General features: G+C 54.9%; 26 protein-coding genes. 13 read left to right on the top strand and 13 right to left on the bottom strand.

What is annotated here, in order from left to right; translation table 11 throughout:
- Positions 1-40: 40 nt before the first annotated feature.
- From murJ to rimJ, 4 genes are all read right to left on the bottom strand, one after another.
- Positions 41-1,576: a murein biosynthesis integral membrane protein MurJ gene (gene murJ, locus IM295_RS06680; protein ID WP_028012700.1), complete on the bottom strand. Its 1,536-nt coding sequence runs from the start codon at positions 1,574-1,576 to the stop codon at positions 41-43.
- Between the two features lie 129 nt (positions 1,577-1,705).
- On the bottom strand, positions 1,706-2,629 hold the full coding sequence (locus tag IM295_RS06675; protein WP_193066433.1) for a Gfo/Idh/MocA family protein: 924 nt from the start codon (positions 2,627-2,629) through the stop codon (positions 1,706-1,708).
- 2 nt (positions 2,630-2,631) lie between these two features.
- Positions 2,632-3,279: a YceH family protein gene (locus IM295_RS06670; RefSeq protein WP_193066432.1), complete on the bottom strand. Its 648-nt coding sequence runs from the start codon at positions 3,277-3,279 to the stop codon at positions 2,632-2,634.
- Between the two features lie 9 nt (positions 3,280-3,288).
- Positions 3,289-3,873 carry a ribosomal protein S5-alanine N-acetyltransferase gene (gene rimJ, locus IM295_RS06665; RefSeq protein WP_013097146.1) on the bottom strand — a complete coding sequence of 195 codons (585 nt, stop codon included), beginning with the start codon at positions 3,871-3,873 and terminating at the stop codon, positions 3,289-3,291.
- 236 nt (positions 3,874-4,109) lie between these two features.
- Between rimJ and mdtH the strand changes: the two genes are divergently transcribed.
- From mdtH to IM295_RS06620, 9 genes are all read left to right on the top strand, one after another.
- Positions 4,110-5,318 (top strand): multidrug efflux MFS transporter MdtH, encoded by a 1,209-nt coding sequence (gene mdtH / locus IM295_RS06660; protein WP_049000010.1) that lies wholly within the window; start codon positions 4,110-4,112, stop codon positions 5,316-5,318.
- A 123-nt stretch (positions 5,319-5,441) separates the two neighbouring features.
- Positions 5,442-6,002, top strand: coding sequence for a lipoprotein (locus tag IM295_RS06655; protein ID WP_028012696.1), 561 nt, complete (start codon positions 5,442-5,444; stop codon positions 6,000-6,002).
- Positions 6,003-6,128: 126 nt separating this feature from the next.
- Positions 6,129-7,175 (top strand): dihydroorotase, encoded by a 1,047-nt coding sequence (gene pyrC / locus IM295_RS06650; protein ID WP_028012695.1) that lies wholly within the window; start codon positions 6,129-6,131, stop codon positions 7,173-7,175.
- A gap of 74 nt (positions 7,176-7,249) precedes the next feature.
- A complete protein-coding gene (dinI, locus tag IM295_RS06645; protein WP_028012694.1) occupies positions 7,250-7,495 on the top strand; it encodes a DNA damage-inducible protein I in 246 nt (81 codons plus the stop codon).
- 272 nt (positions 7,496-7,767) lie between these two features.
- On the top strand, positions 7,768-8,022 hold the full coding sequence (bssS, locus tag IM295_RS06640) for a biofilm formation regulator BssS (RefSeq protein WP_023299782.1): 255 nt from the start codon (positions 7,768-7,770) through the stop codon (positions 8,020-8,022).
- Positions 8,023-8,138: 116 nt separating this feature from the next.
- On the top strand, positions 8,139-9,257 hold the full coding sequence (solA, locus tag IM295_RS06635; protein WP_047368279.1) for an N-methyl-L-tryptophan oxidase: 1,119 nt from the start codon (positions 8,139-8,141) through the stop codon (positions 9,255-9,257).
- 60 nt (positions 9,258-9,317) lie between these two features.
- Positions 9,318-9,431, top strand: a complete 114-nt coding sequence (locus IM295_RS06630) for a YceO family protein (protein WP_032644857.1) — start codon at positions 9,318-9,320, stop codon at positions 9,429-9,431.
- A gap of 218 nt (positions 9,432-9,649) precedes the next feature.
- A complete protein-coding gene (locus tag IM295_RS06625; RefSeq protein ID WP_063942654.1) occupies positions 9,650-10,216 on the top strand; it encodes a cytochrome b in 567 nt (188 codons plus the stop codon).
- Between the two features lies 1 nt (position 10,217).
- The gene (locus IM295_RS06620) at positions 10,218-10,796 is read left to right on the top strand and encodes a YceI family protein (RefSeq protein WP_028012691.1); all 579 of its coding nucleotides are present in this window, start codon (positions 10,218-10,220) and stop codon (positions 10,794-10,796) included.
- 41 nt (positions 10,797-10,837) lie between these two features.
- On the opposite strand, the gene IM295_RS06615 is transcribed toward IM295_RS06620, so the two are convergent.
- Complete coding sequence (locus IM295_RS06615; protein WP_048956746.1) at positions 10,838-11,887, bottom strand: rhodanese-related sulfurtransferase; 1,050 nt, start codon at positions 11,885-11,887, stop codon at positions 10,838-10,840.
- A 221-nt stretch (positions 11,888-12,108) separates the two neighbouring features.
- On the opposite strand from IM295_RS06615, the gene IM295_RS06610 reads away from it, so the two are divergent.
- The 3 genes from IM295_RS06610 (at position 12,109) to IM295_RS06600 (ending at position 14,865) form a co-directional block, all read left to right on the top strand.
- Complete coding sequence (locus IM295_RS06610; protein ID WP_028012689.1) at positions 12,109-13,035, top strand: Kdo(2)-lipid IV(A) acyltransferase; 927 nt, start codon at positions 12,109-12,111, stop codon at positions 13,033-13,035.
- Positions 13,036-13,175: 140 nt separating this feature from the next.
- On the top strand, positions 13,176-14,393 hold the full coding sequence (gene mdtG, locus IM295_RS06605; protein ID WP_045630082.1) for a multidrug efflux MFS transporter MdtG: 1,218 nt from the start codon (positions 13,176-13,178) through the stop codon (positions 14,391-14,393).
- A gap of 97 nt (positions 14,394-14,490) precedes the next feature.
- Positions 14,491-14,865: a MysB family protein gene (locus tag IM295_RS06600; protein WP_028012687.1), complete on the top strand. Its 375-nt coding sequence runs from the start codon at positions 14,491-14,493 to the stop codon at positions 14,863-14,865.
- Between the two features lie 6 nt (positions 14,866-14,871).
- On the opposite strand, the gene IM295_RS06595 is transcribed toward IM295_RS06600, so the two are convergent.
- From IM295_RS06595 to mdoG, 3 genes are all read right to left on the bottom strand, one after another.
- Positions 14,872-15,099, bottom strand: coding sequence for a YceK/YidQ family lipoprotein (locus IM295_RS06595; protein WP_013097162.1), 228 nt, complete (start codon positions 15,097-15,099; stop codon positions 14,872-14,874).
- A gap of 84 nt (positions 15,100-15,183) precedes the next feature.
- A complete protein-coding gene (gene mdoH, locus IM295_RS06590; RefSeq protein WP_193066431.1) occupies positions 15,184-17,712 on the bottom strand; it encodes a glucans biosynthesis glucosyltransferase MdoH in 2,529 nt (842 codons plus the stop codon).
- A complete protein-coding gene (mdoG, locus tag IM295_RS06585; protein WP_028012685.1) occupies positions 17,705-19,258 on the bottom strand; it encodes a glucans biosynthesis protein MdoG in 1,554 nt (517 codons plus the stop codon). The genes mdoH and mdoG overlap by 8 nt, the downstream gene beginning before the upstream one ends.
- A 254-nt stretch (positions 19,259-19,512) precedes the next feature.
- On the opposite strand from mdoG, the gene mdoC reads away from it, so the two are divergent.
- Positions 19,513-20,652: a glucans biosynthesis protein MdoC gene (mdoC, locus tag IM295_RS06580; RefSeq protein WP_047368275.1), complete on the top strand. Its 1,140-nt coding sequence runs from the start codon at positions 19,513-19,515 to the stop codon at positions 20,650-20,652.
- A gap of 35 nt (positions 20,653-20,687) precedes the next feature.
- On the opposite strand, the gene ymdB is transcribed toward mdoC, so the two are convergent.
- The 5 genes from ymdB to csgB all read right to left on the bottom strand — a co-directional run bounded on the left by ymdB (position 20,688) and on the right by csgB (position 23,148).
- Positions 20,688-21,230 carry an O-acetyl-ADP-ribose deacetylase gene (gene ymdB / locus IM295_RS06575; protein ID WP_045630081.1) on the bottom strand — a complete coding sequence of 181 codons (543 nt, stop codon included), beginning with the start codon at positions 21,228-21,230 and terminating at the stop codon, positions 20,688-20,690.
- Positions 21,231-21,333: 103 nt separating this feature from the next.
- Complete coding sequence (locus tag IM295_RS06570; protein WP_045261657.1) at positions 21,334-21,654, bottom strand: type 1 fimbrial protein; 321 nt, start codon at positions 21,652-21,654, stop codon at positions 21,334-21,336.
- A gap of 150 nt (positions 21,655-21,804) precedes the next feature.
- The gene (csgC, locus tag IM295_RS06565) at positions 21,805-22,137 is read right to left on the bottom strand and encodes a curli assembly chaperone CsgC (RefSeq protein WP_041910536.1); all 333 of its coding nucleotides are present in this window, start codon (positions 22,135-22,137) and stop codon (positions 21,805-21,807) included.
- 61 nt (positions 22,138-22,198) lie between these two features.
- Positions 22,199-22,651: a curli major subunit CsgA gene (csgA, locus tag IM295_RS06560; RefSeq protein WP_047368274.1), complete on the bottom strand. Its 453-nt coding sequence runs from the start codon at positions 22,649-22,651 to the stop codon at positions 22,199-22,201.
- Positions 22,652-22,692: 41 nt separating this feature from the next.
- Positions 22,693-23,148, bottom strand: coding sequence for a curli minor subunit CsgB (csgB, locus tag IM295_RS06555; protein ID WP_028012679.1), 456 nt, complete (start codon positions 23,146-23,148; stop codon positions 22,693-22,695).
- Between the last annotated feature and the right edge of the window lie 431 nt (positions 23,149-23,579).

The raw sequence follows: 23,579 nt of genomic DNA, 5'->3' as shown, positions 1-23,579 counted from the left end.
GCAATGGGGAGCACCCTGAGGTGAACTCCCCTTTTGGAGTTTATGCCGTCCGGCGGGTAAACTCTTTCACTTTGAAGCCCAGCACGGCGAGCGTGGCAAAATACGCTACCACCCCAACGCCCACCACGGCCATCAGCCGCATCAGACGATAAGGCATCGTGCCCAGAGACCACTCCGGCATGACGTACATCATCCCGATGAGTGCCGCAGACATCACCAGCACCGCCACGACCAAACGCACGAGGAAACTTGCCCACCCCGGCTGCGGCGTAAAGATATCCTGCTTGCGCAGCTGCCAGTAAAGCAGCCCGGCATTCAGACAGGCCGCCAGACCAATAGAAAGCGACAAGCCGGCATGCTTCAGCGGGCCGATAAATGCCAGGTTCATCAGCTGCGTCATAATCAGCGTTACAATGGCAATTTTCACCGGCGTTTTGATGTCCTGACGCGAGTAAAAGCCCGGCGCCAGCACTTTCACCACGATCAGCCCCATCAGTCCCACCGAGTAAGCGACCAGCGCGCGCTGGGTCATCGCGGCGTCAAACGCGGTGAATTTCCCGTACTGGAACAATGACACCGTCAGCGGCTTGGCGAGGATCCCCAGCGCTACCGCGCTTGGCAGGGCCAGCAGGAAGCAGAGACGCAGGCCCCAGTCCATCAGGCGGCAGTATTCGTCATGGTTGCCGCTGGCAAAGCTTTTCGACAGCGACGGCAGCAGGATGGTCCCCAGCGCCACGCCCAGCACGCCGGACGGGAACTCCATCAGGCGGTCAGCGTAGTACATCCACGAGACAGAACCCGACACCAGGAAAGAGGCAAAAATGGTGTTGATGATAAGCGAGATCTGGCTGACGGAGACGCCAAGAATGGCGGGCCCCATCTGCTTGATAACGCGCATCGCCCCGGCATCTTTGAGGTTGATGCGCGGCAGCACCAGCATGCCGATTTTCTTCAGATGCGGCAGCTGATACGCCAGCTGCAGCACGCCGCCCACGGTGACCGCCCAGGCCAGCGCCAGCACCGGCGGGTTGAAGTGCGGCGCGGCGAACAGCGCAAAACCGATCATGCTGACGTTGAGAAACGTCGGCGCAAACGCCGGAACGGAGAAGCGGTTCCAGGTGTTCAGGATCGCCCCCACCAGCGAGGCCAGCGAGATCAGCAGAATATAGGGGAAGGTAATGCGCAGAAGCTGCGAGGTCAGGGCAAATTTATCCGCCGTGTCGGCAAAGCCGGGCGCGGTCACCATAATGACCCAGGGCGCGGCCAGCATACCGACTACCGTCACCACGGCCAGCGCCAGCGTCAACAACCCGGAGACATAAGAGACAAACACGCGCGTCGCGTCTTCACCCTGCTTGCTTTTATATTCCGCCAGAATGGGCACAAACGCCTGGGAGAACGCCCCTTCAGCAAAAATGCGACGCAGCAGGTTCGGCAGCTTGAACGCCACGAAAAAGGCGTCCGTTGCCATCCCTGCACCAAAGACCCTTGCCACAATGGCATCGCGCGCAAAACCGAGAACGCGAGAGAACATGGTCATCGAGCTGACGGCCGCCAGCGATTTTAATAAGTTCATTAACGTGAATTTCCAGAACCATACGGATTTATAGACCGGGAACGCACAAGCGCCACCCGGCAAAGCCAACAAGCGGCGCTTAGTCTAACCTGATTTCAACGAATTACTATCCGCAGATGTTACAGCGAGTTATTCACTCATGGCATCGCGCCAGAGCCGTTCCACAATGCGCTGAGCCAGAATGGCCTGCTCGCCGGACGTTTCAGGAACCGTCTGATTTTGCACGCAGGTGATAAAGTGGCGGGCACATCCTGCGAAACCTCGTTGCTCCAGAGTGCTTTGCCAGCCGGGGACCGGCTGCATCACCACGCCGCCGCCCTTCTCTTCCCGCCATTCACGCATGTCGGTAACGTCGTACAGCGCGCCGTCGGTTACCGCCTGCACGGATTCCCGCTGGCTGCCCGCGCGGCGGTGCATGCTGGTGGTTACCTGAAGATGCTCAACGGCAAAATGGTGTTCCGCATAGACCATCTGCCCCTGTTCGTTGGTGACAAGAGTGCCGCTTTTCAGCAGCGCTTCGCCGTTAGCCAGCCACAGCGCGGTGTCCACCACGTGGAGGTAGTCATCGAGAAGGGTAAAGCGCAGATCGCTTGGTCCCACGCTGTCGGTGCGGTGCTTATCCATGCGCAGCGAGGCCATATTGCCGGACTGCGCCTTCAGCTGCTGGTAAAGCGGCGCGAAGCGGCGGTTGAAACCGACCATCAGCGTCAGTTTTTTACGTGCCGCCAGCTCAATCAGCCGTTCGGCGTCCTGAACATTTTCCGCCAGCGGTTTATCCACGCAGACGTGAACCCCCGCATTGAGCAGCTCGCTCACCACCTGATAGTGGGTTGCCGTTGAGGTATGCACAAAGACCGCATCGCACTCGCGGGCCAAATCCTGGAGCGATGCCGCATACGGGATACGCCAGGTTTCACAGATACGTTCTGCCTTTTCTCGGGTGGGTGACCACGCCCCTTGTAGCGTCCAGTCAGACGCAGCGCCCAATACGGGCAGCCAGGCTTTCTGCGCAATACCGCCCAGCCCCACCACGCCAATGCGTAATTTTTTCACCGTTAGTCTCCCAAATGTGCCAGCAGTGCATCCAGACGCTGTTTCAGCCCGGCCACCTCGTCTTCCAGCGCCTCTACGCGCGCGGCAAGGTCGTCACGGGTTGCTGGGCTCGATTCCGTCGCCGCGCTTGCAGCGTCAACGTCGCCGCTGAAGAGATGCATGTAGCGGCTCTCACGTTTACCCGGCTCGCGCGCCAGGCGCACCACGAAAGGGCCATCCTCACGCACGGCCAGCCCTTCCAGGGTCTGCTCGACTTCCTGCATGTCGCTGAACTCATGCATTCGGGAAGCGCGCGTTCGCAGTTCCCCCGGCGTTTGCGCCCCGCGCAGCAGCAGCGTGGTAATAACCGCCACTTCCGCGCTGCTCAGTTTCAGATCGCCAAATTCGGAGTTACAGAAGCGCTGCTCGTATTTGGTCACGCGGTTGCCGAAGCCGCTGACGGTGCGCAGATAGTGGCGCTTCACCAGCGCATCCAGCACGTCCTGAACCTCATGCTCGCTGAGATTCATCACCGGCTCGCGGTTGGTCTTCTGGTTGCAGGCCATGGTCACGGCGTTAACAGAGAGCGGATACTGCTCCGGCGTGGTGACCTGTTTTTCGAGTAAGCACCCAATCACGCGCGCTTCCGTACCGTTTAGCTGATACTTCATCTTTTCTCCTTAACGACCTGCGGTCCAGTCACGGGTGGTTAATGCCGTCAGAACGTGGTCGCGCCACTCTCCGTCTATCAGCAGATAGTCTTTGGCATAACCCTCTTTCTCAAACCCTAAACGCGCCAGCAAATTCCCGCTGCGCTGATTATGCGGCATGTAGTTCGCCATAATGCGATGGATATGCTGCGTGCGTTGCATATAGCGGATGGCTACCGTTAACGCCTCGTACATCAGCCCCTGCCCCTGCCATTTCTGGCCGATGGAATAGCCAAGGTAGCAGGCGTGAAACGATCCCCGCACCACGTTTGAAAAATTGGCGATCCCGATAATCTCTTTCTCTTCTGGATCCAGCAGCGCGAAATAAAACGCGCTGCCCTGCTTATGAAATTCAGCGATCATGCTGAGGCGTGCCTGCCAGCCGGAGGGGTAACAATGGCTCTCATCCCGAACGGGTTCCCAGGGTTTTAAAAACTGGCGATTCTCGGCGTAATAATCCGCCAGACGCCAGGCATCACGCTCATGCACAAGACGAACGACCAGCCTGTCCGTTGTCAGACGCACTTTTGGCACATTACTGCGATAGCCAAACATCAATACCACTCCTTCCCGTCACTTCAGCTTACCCATTAGCTTTACTATACCTGCGCCCGTGCCGTCTGTGAAAACAGTGACATACCATTTTGACCTCTTTTCACATTTTTCGATGAGAACTCTCTATCAAAGCACCGTTTTGATAAAAAAATATTGTCGCGCCCGGGGGTGGGAAAAAACGCGGCGACACCGCAGAATGTTAGCGTGCTCACCTTCTTATTTTCCCTGGAGGGAAAATGTCCCGCGTATCACAGGCCAGGAGCCTGGGTAAATATTTCCTGCTCGTCGATAACATGCTGGTCGTGCTCGGCTTTTTTGTCGTGTTCCCCCTCATCTCGATCCGCTTTGTCGATCAAATGGGCTGGGCGGCATTAATGGTTGGGATTGCCCTGGGGTTACGCCAGTTTGTCCAGCAGGGGCTGGGCGTCTTTGGCGGGGCTATTGCCGACCGCTTTGGCGCTAAACCGATGATCGTGACCGGTATGCTGCTCCGCGCGGCAGGCTTTGCCACGATGGCGATCGCCCACGAGCCCTGGCTGCTGTGGTTCTCCTGCTTTCTCTCCGGTATCGGTGGCACGCTGTTTGACCCGCCGCGCACCGCGCTGGTGGTCAAGCTGATTCGTCCTCAGCACCGCGGCCGCTTCTTCTCCATTCTGATGATGCAGGACAGCGCCGGGGCGGTTGTTGGCGCCCTGCTGGGCAGCTGGCTGCTGCAGTACGATTTCCGTCTGGTTTGCGCGGCCGGGGCGGTGCTGTTTATTCTGTGCGCCCTGTTTAACGGCCTCTACCTTCCGGCCTGGAAGCTGTCGACGGTAAAAGCCCCGGTGCGGGAGGGGCTAGGACGCGTCCTGCGCGACAGGCGTTTTGTCACCTACGTGTTGACCCTGACCGGCTATTACATGCTCGCCGTACAGGTGATGCTGATGCTGCCAATCATGGTGAACGATATTGCGGGCACGCCTGCTGCCGTAAAATGGATGTACGCCATCGAAGCCTGCCTGTCATTAACGCTGCTTTATCCGATTGCCCGCTGGAGTGAACGGCGTTTTCGCCTGGAGCATCGCCTGATGGCAGGCCTGTTTCTGATGACGCTGAGCATGATGCCGATCGGTCTGGTAAACACGCTTCAGCAGCTTTTTACGCTGATCTGCACCTTCTATATCGGCTCCATCATCGCCGAGCCCGCCCGCGAAACGCTGAGCGCCTCGCTTGCGGATGCGCGTGCGCGCGGCAGCTATATGGGCTTCAGCCGCCTGGGTCTGGCCTTTGGCGGTGCGCTGGGTTACGCCGGCGGCGGCTGGCTGTTCGATGCCGGCAAAGCGCTGAACCAGCCGGAACTCCCCTGGATGATGCTCGGCGTGGTGGGCGTCATGACGCTTCTCGCCCTGTGGTGGCAGTTCAGCCAGAAACGCAGCGCGAGCGGCATGCTCGAGCCTGGCGCGTAGCCTTTCCCTCGGGCGGGAGCCTCTCCCGCCCCACTTCTCAGTTTTTTCTGCTGGTTTCTGCCCATTCACGCTGACATACTGGCGTAACAGGACAGAAGCGCCGATTTTTCGTTGAGGAGCACTATGAAGAAAATTGTCTTAGCCGCGGCATTCGTTGTCAGCGGTCTGCTGGTGGGCTGTAACCAGCTTACGCAATATACCGTCAGTGAGCAGGAAATTAATCAGGCGCTGGAAAAACATAACAATTTCTCTAAAGACATTGGCGTGCCCGGGCTGGCCGATGCCCACATCGTGCTCACCAATCTCACCAGCCAGATTGGCCGCGAAGAGCCGAATAAAGTCACTCTCGCAGGCGATGCCGCGCTTGATATGACGTCCCTTTTTGGCAATCAGAAAGCCAACATCAAGCTCAAGCTGAAGGCGCTCCCCGTTTTCAACAAAGAGAAAGGGGCGATATTCCTGCAGGAGATGGAAGTGGTCGATGCGCAGGTTTCGCCGGACAAAATGGCGCCGGTACTGCAAACCCTGATGCCCTATCTGAACCAGTCGCTGCGAAACTACTTTAACCAGCAGCCGGCGTACGTCTTAAGCGAAGACAACAGCAAGGGTGAAGCCCTCGCGAAGAAATACGCAAAAGGGATAGAGGTGAAACCGGGAGAGATCGTTATTCCTTTCACCGATTAACCTGAAGGGCGCTGCGGCGCCCTTTTTTTTACGGAAAAGTGTGCAAACGAAAACGTTTCCGCTTATGATTTGTGTCCGGCAAAAACAGCCATCCTTATGACTGATTCCTGACAAGCCGGAGCTTCCATGACTGCACAACCCCAGGTTCTTAAAATCCGCCGCCCAGACGACTGGCATATCCATCTGCGCGATGGCGATATGCTGAAAACCGTCGTGCCCTATACCAGTGAAATTTATGGCCGCGCGATTGTCATGCCAAACCTGGTTCCCCCAGTCACCACCGTCGATGCCGCCATTGCCTACCGTCAGCGCATTCTGGATGCCGTTCCGGCGGGACATGATTTCACCCCGTTGATGACCTGCTACCTGACCGATTCACTGGATCCGAACGAAGTGGAACGCGGGTTTAACGAAGGCGTATTTACGGCGGCGAAACTCTACCCGGCGAACGCCACCACCAACTCCAGCCACGGCGTCACCAGTATTGATGCCATCATGCCGGTGCTGGAGCGCATGCAGAAACTGGGCATGCCGCTGCTGGTACACGGTGAAGTAACGCATGCGGAGATTGACATCTTCGACCGTGAAGCCCGTTTTATCGAAACCGTGATGGAGCCCCTGCGCCAGCGCCTGCCGGCGCTTAAGGTGGTCTTTGAGCATATCACCACCAAAGACGCGGCAGAGTATGTTCGCGACGGTAACGAGCTGATCGCTGCGACCATCACCCCCCAGCATCTGATGTTTAACCGTAACCATATGCTGGTGGGCGGGGTGCGCCCTCACCTGTACTGCCTGCCGATCCTCAAGCGCAACGTTCACCAGCAGGCGCTGCGCGAGCTGGTCGCCAGCGGATTCACGCGTGCGTTCCTGGGCACAGACTCCGCGCCTCACGCCCGCCATCGCAAAGAGGCAAGCTGCGGCTGCGCGGGCTGTTTCAACGCCCCAACGGCGCTTGCCAGCTACGCAACCGTATTTGAAGAGATGAACGCGCTGGAACATTTCGAAGCGTTCTGCTCCCTCAACGGCCCGCGCTTCTATGGCCTGCCGGTCAATGACACCTTCATTGAGCTGGAGCGCAAAGCGAGCCAGGTTGAGGAGTCTATCGCGCTGACGGATGACACGCTGATCCCCTTCCTGGCAGGTGAAACCGTAAGCTGGACGGTAAAACGCTAAAAAATCAACGCCCCTTGTTGTCAAACCGATAATATGCCTGTATAAATAAACAGTATATTACACAGGGGGCATTTATGCGTATTGAAGTCACCATAGCCAAAACTACCGTTCTGCCTGCCGGCGCGCTTGACGCTCTGGCAGGCGAATTATCCCGTCGTATTAACAACACCTTTCCCGACAACGCGGGCGCCGTAACGGTGCGTTACGCCGCAGCGAACAACCTCTCCGTCATGGGTGCCGCAAAAGAAGATAAAGATCGCATCAGCGAAATCCTGCAGGAAACGTGGGAAAGCGCAGACGACTGGTTCATTACCGATTAACACTGCTCCCTCATTGTGTTTTTTGCCGGGTCGCCCCGGCTTTTTTTTGCCTGTAATTTCGAAAGTTCAAATTAATTCAGCGTGTTCTTAAAAAATCGTGAACTAGATGGTGTTTTATTGTTCGAACAATCCTAAAAAGCAGAAAAATGTGTTGCTACCTGTTTATTTTTCCCTTTGGAACCCTTATTACTTGGTATACTGAAGAAGCTTTCAGAAAAACATGCATTGAACCTCAGAGCCGTTGTCTTCTAACACGCATTAAGGGGGTTATAATGGAAAAGAATAACGAAGTCATCCAGACCCATCCGCTTGTAGGCTGGGATATCAGTACCGTAGATAGCTACGATGCACTGATGCTGCGTTTGCACTACCAGACCCCAAATCAACTCAACCGTGACGAAGCGGAAGTGGGACAGACGCTGTGGCTAACAACAGACGTCGCCCGTCAGTTTATTTCTATTTTAGAGGCAGGCATTGCAAAAATAGAATCTGGCGACTATCAGGAAAATGAGTATAAACGGCACTAACCTTATGCCCACTTTTCACTCAACAGGCACCCTCGCGGTGCCTTATTTATTTCCCGCTTGTTTACGCCCGCGTTGTTAATTACTCTGCTAACAAACCGTAAGTTTACGAGATGCATATGAGATACGACTTAATCATTATTGGTAGCGGCTCCGTTGGATCGGCCGCCGGTTATTACGCAACGCAGGCAGGGCTTAACGTCCTGATGATTGACGCCCACCTGCCGCCGCATAGCGAAGGTAGCCATCATGGCGACACCCGTCTCATTCGCCATGCCTATGGCGAGGGGGAGCGCTACGTTCCGCTGGTGCTTCGCGCCCAGACGCTGTGGGACGAGCTGGCGAAACAGACTGAAGAGCGCATTTTCGAACGCACGGGGATCATCAACCTCGGTCCGGCCCGTTCAGAATTTCTCGCCAACGTCGAACGCAGCGCGAAAGCCTTTAATCTTGACGTAGAGAAGCTGGACGCGGCGGCCATTACCTCGCGCTGGCCTGAAATTACCGTCCCGGAGGATTATATCGGCCTCTTTGAAGCCAACTCCGGTGTGCTGCACTGTGAAACGGCGATCAAAACCTGGGTCGATCTTGCCGCCAAAGCGGGCTGTGCGCAGCTGTTCAATTGCCCCGTAGAGGCCATCACGCATGATGCAAACGGCGTTACGGTGAAAACCGTAGACGGGGAATATTCGGCTTCCCGCCTGCTTATTAGCGCAGGAACCTGGGTTACCCGCCTGCTCCCGGACCTGCCGATCCAGCCGGTACGCAAGGTATTCTCCTGGTTCCAGTCGGACGGGCGTTACAGCGCGCAAAATAAATTCCCGGCGTTTACCGGCGAGTTACCCAACGGCGATCAGTTCTACGGTTTCCCTTCCGAGAAGGACGCCCTCAAGATTGGAAAACACAACGGCGGGCAGGTCATCTCCTCACCAGAGGAGCGCAAGCCGTTTGGCGCCTGCCCGCAGGACGGCTCCGAAGCCTTCTCGTTCCTGCGCAATATTCTCCCGGGCGTCGGTGGCCTGCTTTATGGCGCGGCCTGCACCTATGACAACACGCCGGATGAAGACTTTATCATTGATACGCTACCGGGACATGACAACACCCTGCTGATTACCGGGCTGAGTGGCCACGGCTTTAAGTTCGCTTCGGTGTTGGGTGAAATCGCCGCGCAGTTCGCCCAGGGTATCACGCCGCAGTTTGATCTGACGCCGTTCTCACTCTCGCGTTTTAACGGATAATCGGCCACGGGCTCCGGCGGCATCGGGGCCCGTTTTCTTCGTACTCAATTGTGGGGCGTTATGCGCAGGATAGTGGATTTCCTCATCAATAACATTCGCGAACACTTTATGCTCTATATCTTATTGTGGGCGCTGCTCGCTATCGTTGATGTTATTTACATTGTGTTTTATTGAAAGTGACAATTGACGTTAACTGACGTTACTTTATGTTTATTTAAGATTTTTTCTTCTGCTAAATACGTCTTGCACGAAGCCATTGAATTAATCTCGCCGTTTCTTTTCAAAATCGCTGAAATAAATAAAATAAAAATCAATAGTCAATTATTTCTGTTGCAATATCGCGTCTTCCCGTTCATTTTTACCTTTCGGTTAATTTGAAAATGGACATTCTGATGCAATTGCGTAACTCCTCCCGGCGCTACGGAATAATATCCATAAGTTTGCACTGGATATTTGCCATTGCCGTCTACGGTATGTTCGGACTTGGACTCTGGATGGTCACGCTCAGCTATTACGATGGCTGGTATCATCAGGCACCCGAGCTGCATAAAAGCATCGGGGTTCTGCTGATGCTGGGGCTGGTATTTCGCGCCATCTGGCGACATATTTCCCCACCGCCCGCGCCACTAAAGACATACGGAAAAATAACCCGCGTCAGCGCCGTTGCTGCGCATATTGCGCTCTACGCGCTGCTCTTCGCCATTCTGATCAGCGGCTATCTCATTTCAACGGCAGACGGCAAACCGATTAGCGTTTTTGGCCTGTTCGAGGTTCCGGCAACGCTCAGCGATGCCGGGGCTCAGGCCGATACGGCAGGCGTCATTCACCTCTGGCTTGCCTGGAGCGTGGTGATCCTGTCCGTACTGCACGGGCTCGCCGCCCTTAAACACCATTTTATTGATAAAGACGATACGCTTAAGCGCATGCTTGGCCGCTCGTCAGTTGACTCTGGAGCATAAAATGAAAAAACACCTGCTGGGTATTGCCCTCGGTTCTCTGTTATTCACCACCGGTTCTGCCGTAGCGGCTGACTATAAAATTGATAAAGAGGGCCAGCACGCTTTCGTCAATTTCCGCATTCAGCACCTGGGATACAGCTGGCTGTACGGCACCTTTAAAGATTTCGACGGCACATTTACTTTTGACGAGAAAAATCCTGCGGCAGATAAAGTCAATGTGACCATTAATACGAACAGCGTCGACACGAACCATGCTGAGCGCGATAAACACCTGCGCAGCGCAGAGTTCCTCAACGTCACAAAATTCCCACAGGCCACCTTCACCTCCACGGAAGTTAAGAAAGACGGTGATAAATTGGCTATTACCGGGAATCTGACGCTGAATGGCGTAACTAAACCCGTGACTCTGGATGCAAAATTGATCGGTCAGGGCGACGATCCGTGGGGCGGAAAACGCGCAGGTTTTGAAGCGGCGGGTAAAATTCACCTGAAAGATTTTAATATCACAACGGATTTAGGCCCGGCGTCGCAGGACGTTGAGCTGGTTATTTCCGTTGAAGGTGTGCAGCAGAAGTCGTAATAGATTCGCCCGGCAGGCTTTCGCCGTGCCGGGCGTTATTATCATTCCGGGTCAGGAATACCCAGTTTGGTATTCAGACGGCCGCGTGATTTATTAAAAATCTTATTACCGTTTTCACGCCCCGCGCGACGACGACGCTGCTCTTCTTCCGGCAGGACGCTCTCTTCGCTGCACAGCTCGCTACAGCAGCCGTTAAACTTCTCGGCACAGGCCGGGCACTGAATAAACAGCAGGTGGCAACCGTCGTTTTTGCAGTTGGTGTGGGTATCGCACGGCGCGCCGCACTGGTGGCACTGGGCAATCACATCTTCTGAAATGCGCTCGCCCATGCGCTCGTCAAAGACGAAGTTTTTACCGATAAAGCGTACCGGTAAGCCCTGCTCACGGGCGCGGCGTGCGTACTCGATAATACCGCCTTCAATGTGCCAGACCTTGTTGAACCCATTGTGCTTCATCCACGCGCTGGCCTTCTCGCAGCGGATACCGCCGGTGCAGTACATAACGATTTTTTTATCCTTATGCTCCTGCATCATCTCCACCGCTTTAGGCAGCTGCTCGCGGAAGGTATCGGCCGGAATCTCCATCGCGTTTTCGAAATGCCCCACTTCGTACTCGTAGTGGTTACGCATATCAATGAACACGGCATCCGGATCGTCCAGCATCGCATTCACTTCCGCGGCCTTCAGATATTCGCCGACGTCCGCCGGGTTAAACTCAGGATCGTCAATACCGTCCGCCACGATGCGTTCACGCACCTTCATGCGCAGCACCCAGAACGATTTTCCATCGTCATCCAGGGCAATGTTCAGGCGTAAGCCGTTGAGGGCCGGATCGAAGCTATAAAGCGCGTCGCGGAACGCATCCACTTTACTTTCCGGCACGCTAATCTGCGCGTTAATGCCTTCGCGGGCAAGGTAGACGCGCCCGAAAACGTTCAGTGCCGTGAAGGCCTGATAAAGCGCATCGCGGGTCGCCTGCGGATCGTCGATAGTGAAGTATTTGTAGAAGGAGATGGTCGTGCGCGGTTCGGTTTCAGCCAACATGCGCGCCTTTAACATCTCATTCGAAACGCGGTTGTGTAACACTGGCATGGTGTACAAGTCCTGCAATCGTCAGAGAGAATCAAAATCGGTCGGCATCATATAGCAAACAAAACCAATTTACATCCACACAATTTACGCTACATTTCACACACCCTGATGAATCAGGCTTAACAATTGCCGTCGTCGTGCAGGTTTCGACGGCAGATATTTTGGCTACGTCTCAAAAAATGCGACAATAGCGAAACAGGACGTTTGAACACAGGAAAGACATGACCCAGTTACCAAAATTTACCGTCGCCCTTTTGCACCCCCGCTATTGGATGACCTGGCTTGGCATTGGCTTTTTATGGCTACTGGTACAGCTTCCCTACCCTGTTATCTTCCGGTTAGGTACATCATTAGGCCGACTCGCGCAAACGCTTATGAAGCGCCGCGCCCGCATCGCGTATCGTAACCTTGAGCTGTGCTTTCCGCAGATGAGCGAGGCAGAGCGCCATGATATGGTCTCGAAGAATTTCGAATCCGTCGGCATGGGTCTCATGGAGACCGGCATGGCGTGGTTCTGGTCGGACAAACGTATGGCCCGCTGGAGCAAGGTTACAGGCACCGGCATGGAGCCGGTGCATACGCTTCAGGCCAATCAGACCGGCGTGTTGCTGATCGGCGTCCATTTCCTGACGCTCGAAATCGGGGCGCGTATGTTTGGCATGCAGGCGCCCGGCATCGGGGTTTACCGTCCTAACGACAACCCGGTTATCGATCTCATCCAGACCAACGGCCGCATGCGCTCCAACAAAAGCATGATCGACCGTAAGGATCTGAAGGGCATGATCCGCGCGCTGAAGTCCGGTGAAGTGGTCTGGTATGCCCCCGATCACGACTATGGCCCCCAGGCCAGCGTCTTTGTCCCCTTCTTCGCCGTTGATGAGGCCGCCACCACGACCGGCACCTGGATGCTGGCGCGGATGTCCAAAGCCGCCATCGTTCCCTTTGTTCCCCGCCGTATGCCGGATGGCTCAGGCTACGAGCTGATGATGCTTGAGCCGGAACTCGCGCCGCCGCTGGAAGATGCGGAAACTACCGCGCGCTGGATGAACGGCGTTGTGGAGAAGTGCATCATGCTGGCACCCGAGCAGTACATGTGGCTGCATCGACGCTTTAAAACGCGGCCAGAAGGCACGCCTTCCCGCTATTGATCCTCATGCGGCCCTCAGGGCCGCATGCTATTTTAGCTTTAAAAGCTCCCCCTCATTGCGGCAATCATAACCCAGGCGCATAATTAGCAGGCTTATTACTTCATGCCTCAGGTGCTCTGCACCTCACTATGCGGATTGTTATGACACCCTCAGATGCCCCCATAAACTGGAAGCGTAACCTCACGGTTGCGTGGCTTGGCTGTTTTCTTACCGGCGCGGCGTTTAGCCTGGTCATGCCTTTCCTGCCGCTCTACGTCGAACAGCTGGGCGTGACGGGCCATAGCGCACTCAACATGTGGTCTGGCCTGGTATTCAGCATCACGTTTCTCTTTTCCGCCATTGCCTCGCCCTTCTGGGGCGGCCTTGCCGACCGCAAGGGACGTAAAATCATGCTGCTGCGTTCGGCGCTGGGGATGGCGATTATCATGGCGCTGATGGGCGTGGCGCAGAACGTCTGGCAGTTCCTGATATTGCGCGCATTGCTGGGCTTATTGGGCGGATTTATTCCCAACGCGAACGCCCTGATCGCCACGCAAATTCCTCGCCATAAGAGCGGCTGGGCGCTTGGCACGCTCTCAACCGGTGGCGTGAGCGGCGCCCTGCTTGGGCCGCTGGCTGGGGGATTACTGGCGGATAACTACGGCCTGCGCCCGGTCTTTTTCATCACCGCCAGCGTGTTGTTCCTGTGCTTTATCGTCACCCTGGTCTGCATCCGTGAAAAATTTACGCCCGTCGCCAAAAAAGAGATGCTTCACGCCAGAGACGTGCTGACCTCGCTTAAAAATCCCAGACTGGTGCTGAGCCTGTTCGTAACGACATTGATCATTCAGGTGGCAACCGGATCGATCGCTCCTATTCTCACCCTATACGTTCGCGACCTGGCGGGTAACGTCAGCAATATTGCGTTTATCAGCGGACTGATTGCCTCCGTGCCCGGCGTGGCGGCGCTGGTTAGCGCACCGAGACTGGGGAAATTGGGTGACCGGGTCGGCCCGGAAAAGATCCTGATCTGCGCCCTGATCATTTCCGTCCTGCTGCTTATCCCCATGTCGATGGTGCACTCTCCGTGGCAGCTGGGCGTGCTTCGCTTTTTGCTGGGCGCCGCCGACGGGGCGTTGCTGCCCGCCGTACAGACCCTGCTGGTCTACAACTCCACGAACCAGATTGCCGGGCGTATCTTTAGCTATAACCAGTCGTTTCGCGATATCGGTAACGTCACCGGGCCGCTTCTCGGGGCGGGTATTTCCGCCAGCTTCGGTTTTCGCGCCGTCTTTATCGTGACGGCAGGCGTGGTGCTGTTCAACGCGATTTACTCGTGGTTCAGTTTATCCCGCGCGTTACGGCCGGTGACGGAATAAGAAGAACGCCTGACGGCTTATTTTCGCATTCATACTTGCAGAATCTGATATTCAGCTATTCTTTCCCTGAAACCTTCTGGAAAACAGGGAGACACCAATGACCATGTACGCCACGCTGGAAGAAGCTATTGATGCCGCTCGTGAAGAGTTCCTTGCCGATAATCCCGGCGTTGAGGAAGAAGATGCTGACGTGCAACAACTTAATATCCAAAAATATGTTCTGCAGGATGGAGATATTATGTGGCAGGCCGAGTTCTTTGCCGATGAAGGCGAAGAAGGAGAATGTTTGCCGGTCCTGAGCGGTGCAGGTGCGCAGGCCGTGTTTGATGGCGACTATGATGAAATCGAGTTACGCCAGGAATGGCTGGAGGAGAATACGCTGCACGAGTGGGATGAGGGCGAATTTCAGCTCGAGCCACCGCTGGATACGGAAGAAGGTCAAACCGCAGCCGATGAATGGGACGAGCGTTAATTTACGCTACTCGTACGGGCCGTGGCTGGCATCGATGGGCAGCAACAGCGTGTCGAAAATCAGCGAGAACGGCAGATCGAGCACCGTCAGGTAGCGCCATGCGGAATCACGGACATCCCATTTTACGCCCGGGTAGTACTGGTTGCCATGGCCCTGACCTGGAATAGTGCGGCTGATGATGCTGCCGCAGCCGCTCAGCAGGCATGCCATCATGACGACGATGATTATTTTCATCAGTAACCTCTAAAAAAATACCGGCCTCACAGCCGGTATTTTATCTGGCGGGTGGCGCTTTGCTTACCCGCCTTGCTTAACCGCTTACTTCGCCTTCAGCGCCAGCGGGTTCAGCTTCAGCTCTTTGTAGTAGTTCACCCACGAAGAGTACTTCTCCGGAGCGGACCATACGCGATAGTGAAGTCTTGCCATCGTGACCGGATCGCTCAGCAGCACCAGACGACGGTCGCGATTGAGTTTTTCCGGAGTCTCATTAAGCGCCTGCTCAACGTGACGATCGCGGGCAATCTCCAGCACGTGGCTTGCGCGGTGGCGCGCGGTGGCCATTGCCGTCGCCAGAGCGTTGAATGACGGATTAAACACGGCGTGCATAAAGCCATCGTCCAGCGTACGGTTGCGGTTCTGCTCCAGATAGGTATCGGTATCCACCAGCACCTGCGGCGGGGAATACTCTTCCGGGATCAGGAACAGTTTCCAGCGTTTGGTACGCAGCCCTACCGTTGAACGGCTGGAGATCACGGACACAAACGGCGACAGGATCAGCGAGAAGACAATCGGCGCCAGCCAGAACAGGAAGCGCAGATCCAGCCAGGCCATTCCGGCCGCCCACACCAGGCCCAGCAGCAGCTGAGACCCGTGGCGCATAAAGGCTTCGCTCCACGGCGTGGAGTCGTCATCACGCTGCGGTGAGTTCCAGACTACTTCCCAGCCCAGGAAGGCACTGACCACAAACACGGTGTGGAACAGCATACGCACCGGCGCCAGCAGCACGGAGAACAGCACTTCCAGCAGTAGCGAAAGGGTGACGCGGAAGAATCCGCCGTACTCTTTCGAGCCTTTGCACCAGATCAGGATGATACTGAGCAGCTTAGGCAGGAACAGCAGCACCATGGTGGAAGCAAACAGCGCAATCGCCAGCTCCGGACGCCACTGCGGCCACACCGGGAACAGCTGGCGCGGTTGCAGGAAGTATTGCGGCTCCGTCAGGGCATGGACGACCTGCAGCGCAGTGGAGAGCGCGAGGAACATAAACCACAGCGGTGCGGAGAGATAAGACATTACGCCCGTCAGGAACACCGCACGGTGAACCGGGTGCATCCCTTTTACGAGGAACAGGCGGAAGTTCATCAGGTTACCGTGACACCAGCGGCGGTCGCGCTTGAGCTCGTCCAGCAGGTTCGGCGGCAGCTCTTCGTACGATCCCGGCAGGTCGTAGGCAATCCAGACGCCCCAGCCAGCACGACGCATCAGCGCCGCTTCCACGAAGTCATGCGACAGAATCGAACCGGCAAACGAACCCTCGCCCGGCAGCGGCGCCAGCGCACAGTGTTCGATGAACGGCTTCACGCGGATAATGGCGTTGTGGCCCCAGTAGTGCGACTCACCCAACTGCCAGAAGTGCAGACCGGCGGTAAACAGCGGGCCGTAAACACGGGTGGCGAACTGCTGGCAGCGCGCGTACAGGGTGTCCATGCCGGATGCTTTTGGCGAAGACTGAATGATCCCCGCGTTCGGGTTGGCTTCCATCAGACGCACCAGACCGCTCAGGCAGTCACCGCTCATGACGGAGTCAGCATCCAGCACGACCATGTAGCTGTACTGGTTACCCCAGCGGCGGCAGAAGTCATCGATGTTGCCGCTTTTACGCTTCACGCGACGGCGGCGGCGGCGGTAGAAGATCTGTCCTTCGCCCTGCACTTCTGCAATCAGCTCCATCCAGGCTTTTTGTTCTGCCACGCAGATATCCGGGTTGTAACTGTCGCTCAGGATGTAAACGTCGAAATGCGCCGCATTACCGGTTGCCTTTACGGACTCCCAGGTTGCACGCAGCCCCGCAAATACGCGGTCAACGTCTTCGTTACAGATAGGCATAATCAGCGCGGTACGGTGCTCGGGATTGAGGGGTTCATCCCCGACCGTTGACGCCGAAATGCTGTACTTGTCCCGTCCCATCAGCAGCTGCAGGAAGCCCATCAGCGCGGTCCAGAAACCGGCAGAGACCCAGCAAAAGAGAACCGCGAACAGCAGGAGAATGCCGCTCTGCAGGATATACGGCAGCAGCTGCATGAAGGAGACCCAGAGATCCTGGCCCATCATGTCCGTCGGGTTGATAAACGCCCAGCCCTGGTAAGGCAGAATGGTTTTCATATACCAGGTCGCGACAACCGTCTGCGCCAGCGTCAGAAGCAGCAGGATATAACGGCGAATTGTCCCCACGGTACGCCATTTCTGTTCGGAGGCCTGCTCTTCTTTCGTCAGGCGCGACAGATAGCGCGGCGTGACGTCACGCCCGCGCAGGCGATCCCAGAAGCGGCCAACCGGGTTGGTGCGCCATGGATCGGGGAACATTGAGGAACGCGTCGCTTTCGGCATCGCCTGAAGCTGATCGCGTCCTTCGTCGTCTTTAATCAACTGCCCTTCTGCCAGCGAGTCCGGCCAGGCCTGCTCCAGACGCGCCTTGACTGACCCCAGCGGCGTATCATCATCACGGGAAAACTGACGATGTTCGCCATCCAGCGCGGTATGAACCGCGCGGATGTCGCTCTTAGGCAGCGCCGCTTTTTCGATATCCGTCAGCGGCATGGCATCAATATATTCAGATGTATTATTCATTGGCAGGTAGCTGGTAGCTCCAGGTTTCACTCAGCGGCTGATCTTCACTGACCAGCGCAGCACGCATTTCAGTGGTCTGTTTCGGATCTTTCACTTTCACGCGCAGGGTCAGACGCCAGCCTTTGGTTACCGGGTTGTAACGCACGGTGTTCTCTACGATTTCACCGTTGTCACCGATGCTGGCCTGGGCCGACACCGCAGTATCAGGAGACAGTTTCTTCATATCCTGGCCGGTGAAGTCCACAACAAACGCTACCGTACCGTCAGGCTGACGGATCAGGTTAGACTGCTTCACGTCACCCGTAGAGCGGCGAGTCTGCGTCACATACGCGTTATCCGGCGCATGCAGCTTATCTTCGTCGCGGCTGAAGGTAATGGTGTACTTGAAGTTCATCTCTTTACCGGCTTCCGGCAGCTGATCCGGCGTCCAGTATGCGACGATGTTGTCGTTGGTTTCGTCGTTGGTTGGAATTTCAACCAGCTCTACCTTGCCTTTACCCCAGTCGCCTTTCGGCGTAACCCAGGCGCTTGGACGCAGGTCATAGCGGTCGTCAAGATCTTCAAAGCGAGAGAACTGACGGCCACGTTGCAGCAGGCCAAAGCCCTGCGGGTTTTCCATCGCAAAGCTGCTGACCGCCAGATGTTTCGGGTTATTCAGCGGACGCCAGATCCACTCACCGTTACCGGCATGAATAGACAGACCGTTGGAGTCATGCAGTTCCGGGCGGAAGTTGGTTGCCGGTGACGGCTGGTTCGGCCCAAACAGGAACATACTGGTCAGCGGAGCGACGCCCAGTTTGCCCACTTTGTCACGCAGGTAAACCTTAGACTGCACGTCAACGACCGTGTCACGACCTGGCATAATCACAAAGCGATAGGCACCGGTTGCGCGTGGGGAATCCAGCAGCGCATAAATAGTCAGACGTTTGTCCGTTGGTTTTGGACGCTCAATCCAGAACTCGCGGAAACGCGGGAACTCTTCACCTGATGGCAGCGCGGTATCAATAGCCAGACCGCGCGCAGAAAGCCCGTACACCTGCCCCGCGCCAATCACGCGGAAGTAGCTGGCGCCAAGCATGCTAACGATTTCGTCGTTTTTATCTTTGCTGTTGATCGGGTAAAGCACCTTGAAGCCTGCGAAGCCCAGGTCTTTCACCGTATCTTTATCGTGCTGCACATTGCCAAAATTGAAGTAATCCGGGCTGTACTTGATCTTACGTACCGCGGTCGCCGTCACTTCATTGATGGCAACAGGCGTGTCGAAGTACATACCCTGATGATAAAATTCAAGCTTGAACGGGGTTTTAACGTTGTTCCAGTACGCTTTATCGTGGTTGAACTGGATCTGCTGATAGTCCGCATACTTCATGTCGCGGAAAACGGAGGGCAGGTTACTTTTCGGCGCTTCGTAGCTCTTGCCTGCCATCGATTTTGCCTGTTTTGCGACATCGTCGATGTTAAAGGCCAGTGCCGATGAGGTATACAGTGATAACACCACCGCAACACCCAACCAACGCATTTTCATCATCTGTGGTTTATGTTTCATAATAAGTAAGCACTTCCCCCTTTGTGTGCTTATATCGATCCGATCCATTTTAATGGAAACTCAGGCAATCCGACAACATAATCACTGCTTTGTTCAGCTGCTGGCTCATGGATTAAGCAAATGAAAGAACCCGTTATTCACTTTGCGTGCTTATCCTGGAGACAGTGTGTCGGTCTTGGTGTAGGGTTGGCGTCGAATGTAACCATTATGAGCCTTAGGGATAAGGCGAAAAGTCTGAGAATGCGCAACGTTATATGAGCACAACACCGATACAACGGGAATATTTCCTCGACTCGATCCGGGCATGGCTGATGCTATTGGGGATCCCCTTTCATATTTCACTGATTTACTCCAGCCACACGTGGCATGTTAATAGCCAGATGCCCTCCTGGTGGCTGACGCTGTTTAATGACTTTATTCACGCCTTCCGCATGCAGGTGTTTTTTGTCATCTCCGGCTATTTCTCGTACATGCTTTTTTTACGCTATCCGCTTAAGCGCTGGTGGAAAGTGCGCGTGGAGCGCGTAGGTATTCCCATGTTAACCGCCATACCGCTCCTGACGCTGCCGCAGTTCATTATGCTGCAATACGTTAAAGGCAAGGCGGAAAACTGGCCGAATCTCTCGCTGTATGAAAAGTACAACACGCTGGTCTGGGAGCTGGTGTCTCACCTCTGGTTCCTGCTGGTTCTGGTGGTGCTGACCACGGTCAGTCTGGTGATTTTCAGCCGCCTGCGCCGTCATCTCAGCACGACAGCAGACTCTTTCTTCGCTAACGTCACGCTGGGCAAACTGTCGGTGCTCTTTTTACTGCTGGGGATCGCCTATGCCGCAGTGCGACGCACGTTGTTTATCGTCTATCCACCAATACTGAGCGACGGCCTGTTCAATTTTGTGGTGATGCAGTCGCTGTTCTACATTCCGTTCTTTTTAATTGGCGCGCTGGCCTTTATTCATTCGAGGCTTAAAGCGCTGTTTACCACCCCGTCACCGTGGTGCGCGGTGGGTGCGGCCATCGCGTTTGCGGCCTACCTGCTGAACCAGCGCTACGGGAGTGGCGACGCCTGGATGTATGAAACAGAAAGCGTGATCACCATGCTGTTGGGCTTGTGGATGGTGAACGTAGTGTTCGCGCTCGGCCACCGTTTGCTGAACTTTAAGTCCAGCCGCGTGACCTACTTCGTCAATGCCTCACTGTTTATCTATCTGGTGCACCACCCGTTGACGCTGTTCTTCGGGGCATACATCACGCCGCATATCGCATCCAACACGCTGGGCTTCTTTACCGGGCTGGTGTTTGTGGTGGGGATTGCCGTCGTACTCTACGAGATCCATCTGCGGATCCCTCTTCTGCGCTTCCTGTTTTCAGGAAAACCTCAGCCGAAAGCCGCCTGAGCAGCGCGGCGCACTCACGGTGCGCCGCCTTCGCTTCAGCTCTCCAGCTCTTGTCTGCGCTGAGTCAGAAGCCGCTGATAAAGATGCGTGGTGTCTTCATCGAAGCAGACAAAAATCACCTTCTCTGGCAGCGGTTTAAGCGACAAATAGCGGTAAACCGTTTCGACGGCGATGGTCGCCGCTGCCGCCTTAGGATATCCATAAACGCCGGTGCTGATGGCCGGGAACGCCATCGTTTTATAGCCGTTGTCGGCGGCAAGCCGCAGACAGTTTCGGTATGCCTCCTCCAGAAGGCTCGCTTCATGCTGGTCTCCGCCGTGCCACACGGGCCCGACAGCATGAATCACCGCTTTGGCAGGAAGGTTGCCCGCCAGCGTAATCACCGCATGGCCCGGTGGGCATTCACCCTGTTGCTGACGCACCATTTTACAGGCTTCCAGTAACTGCGGTCCGGCAGCCCGGTGAATAGCGCCGTCTACGCCTCCTCCCCCCATCAGGGAAGGATTGGCCGCATTGACGATGACGTCGACATGAACTGTCGTAATATCGCCATGAATAACTTCAATTTGCGGTTTCATAAAGCCCCTCTGCTGCCCGCCTTTTTTATAAGTGTATCGCAGAGGGGTTATTGAGAAAAACGATAGGCATAAAACCGCGCCCGCCGACGCGCACGCACGGGTATTAACGGTACTGGATCTGAACAACCGCGAGCGTTTTTTCAGGATTCAGGTACGTCATATTCACTGTCGCCAGGCCGGAAGCCGTCGCCTTGCCGTTCAGCGCGTCGCCGTAACTCACCATACGCGTTTGCATACGATTTTTTTCCGGACACGACACCGCCAGCTGCCGCTGCTGCTGTGTAACTTCGCAAGGGTCAGCAACGATTGCGCCGCGAAAGTGAATAACGCCGCCCTGCGCGAGCGTGGCCGAATAAGCTGGAGCGATAAATGCCGAAACAAGCAGGCCCAGACCTGAAATAAGATGTGCAAAAGAGTGGGTCACGATATGTACTCCTCAATGAAAATCGTCCATGAGGGGCAAACGCGCTTCATTATGCAAACGAAGGCTGACGTTACGGAACCTAACAACGCAGTTCCTGATAACAGCTTAGTTCAACGGCAAATATTCACAATGCATTGATTTCATGAATATTTACAGCGCACCCCCGGCTGGCGACCACTGCTGTGATAAATGAAGCGCTTTTCCATCCGTGACGGTGACAACGATGTTGATCGTGTCTTCCGCAGAAATAGTTAAACTCAACCGCGTTAAATCAATCGGCTGATTAGCGGGAATAAAAAGGGTATTTTGCTGTCGCGAAGCACTTTGCCCACTCTGCCCTTCCTTCAAAGAGAGGATCTGAACCTGACAATCACACGGTTCCGTCAAAATGACCTGCGGAATAATGGTCGTCATATTTCCCTGCTGTGACGTTTGAAAGGTTATCTGGCCGGAAAGCGCGGCAAGGAGAATGAAGGTATTCATGAGGAACTCCCGAAAAAAAACAGGGCATCGGCCCTGTTTTTTTGTAGTACAGATTTCAGTATCAGTACTGATGCGCTGTCGCGTGGTTACCAAAGCCGATCTGGGTAACGTTGACGGTGGAGTTAGACGCCGTCTGGTCTACGAGCGCACCGTTAAGGCCGCCGTACTGGCTAACATTCATAACGGATTTTTTGCTGTTCCACTGATCGAGTGTCGCACTGTTGCCAAAGCCGTTCTGGGTCAGGTTGATTTTGCTGTCGTCAGAACCCTGACCGACATCAGCCCCGTTACCGCCACCGGTCTGGCTAATATTAAGAACGGAATTTCTGGCATCTGTCTGCAACGCCAGCGCGGAGTTACCGCCACCGTTCTGATAAATATTCAGGGTTGAATTTGGACCACTGTTTCCGCCATGACCGTGTCCATGACCCCATCCGCCCTGATTAATCATACCAGCCATAGCACTACCAGAAACGACGATTGCTGCAAGTGCTGCCACTTTGATAAATTTCATGGTAAACCCCCATCGGATTGATTAACGTCGTCGCGAAATAGCTAGCGCTGAATAACGCGAATTGCCATCTGCGACTGTTTCTGCACTACAACTGCGGTTTTCTGCGTACCGTACTGCGTAATATTTGCTCTATTACCCGACCCTTTCTGGATAATTTTCGCACTATTACCATATCCATCCTGCGTAATACCTGCATCGTTCCCGTTACCGCTCTGATCGATCCAGGCAATATTGTAAGTCCCTGATTGATCAACTCTCGCTCTGTTGCCTGCCCCATCCTGAGAAATGACGGACAAGAGTTTCGATCCTTCCTGGCGAAGCTGAGCGTCATTAAATACGCCCTGTTGACCAATAATGGCTGCCTGATTTAATGATGAATAACTTAATTCATTAACCGCAAAATTATATTCAGCGTTTGCTAAATCTGAATTCGCGGCGGTTACAAATCCAGGCGCACCCAGTAATGTAAACATCAAAAATAACGATGTGTTTTTCATGTTGTCACCCTGGACCCGGCTACCTGAAAACACCCTGATCGTATTTCGTATTAAACGACTCGTTTTTGTTAACGTGTCGTTACGGTGAAGAGTATGTCCGCTGAAACATTTTAAATATCTCACCCGCGCGGCTTATTTTTATTTTTCAGGTCACCACAAAGTTGTAATTTGCACCATAAAAGGCATGACACAGGCCGTTTTTATTTTTTATGAAATATTTATGCGCGACATGTTGTACAACGGTGAGACAGCCGTCCATGCCCCTTCCCGCGTTGTTTAAGCGTAACGTCAGGATGACATTTTCTTCAGGGCGTGACACAAGGCGAGTTTTCTTAAGCCAGAAAAATCAGAACGGCATGACTTAGAAATTATCAGTTACTCATACCTGGGCACAAACTAAATAAAATAATAAATACTTATAAATATTAACC

The sequence above is a fragment of the Enterobacter cloacae complex sp. P14RS genome, from assembly GCF_014895895.1.
In the GTDB taxonomy this organism is placed as follows: Bacteria; Pseudomonadota; Gammaproteobacteria; order Enterobacterales; family Enterobacteriaceae; genus Enterobacter; species Enterobacter bugandensis.
The sequence above is the reverse complement of the archived record's forward strand: the minus strand, read 5'-3'. Positions and strand labels throughout refer to the sequence as shown.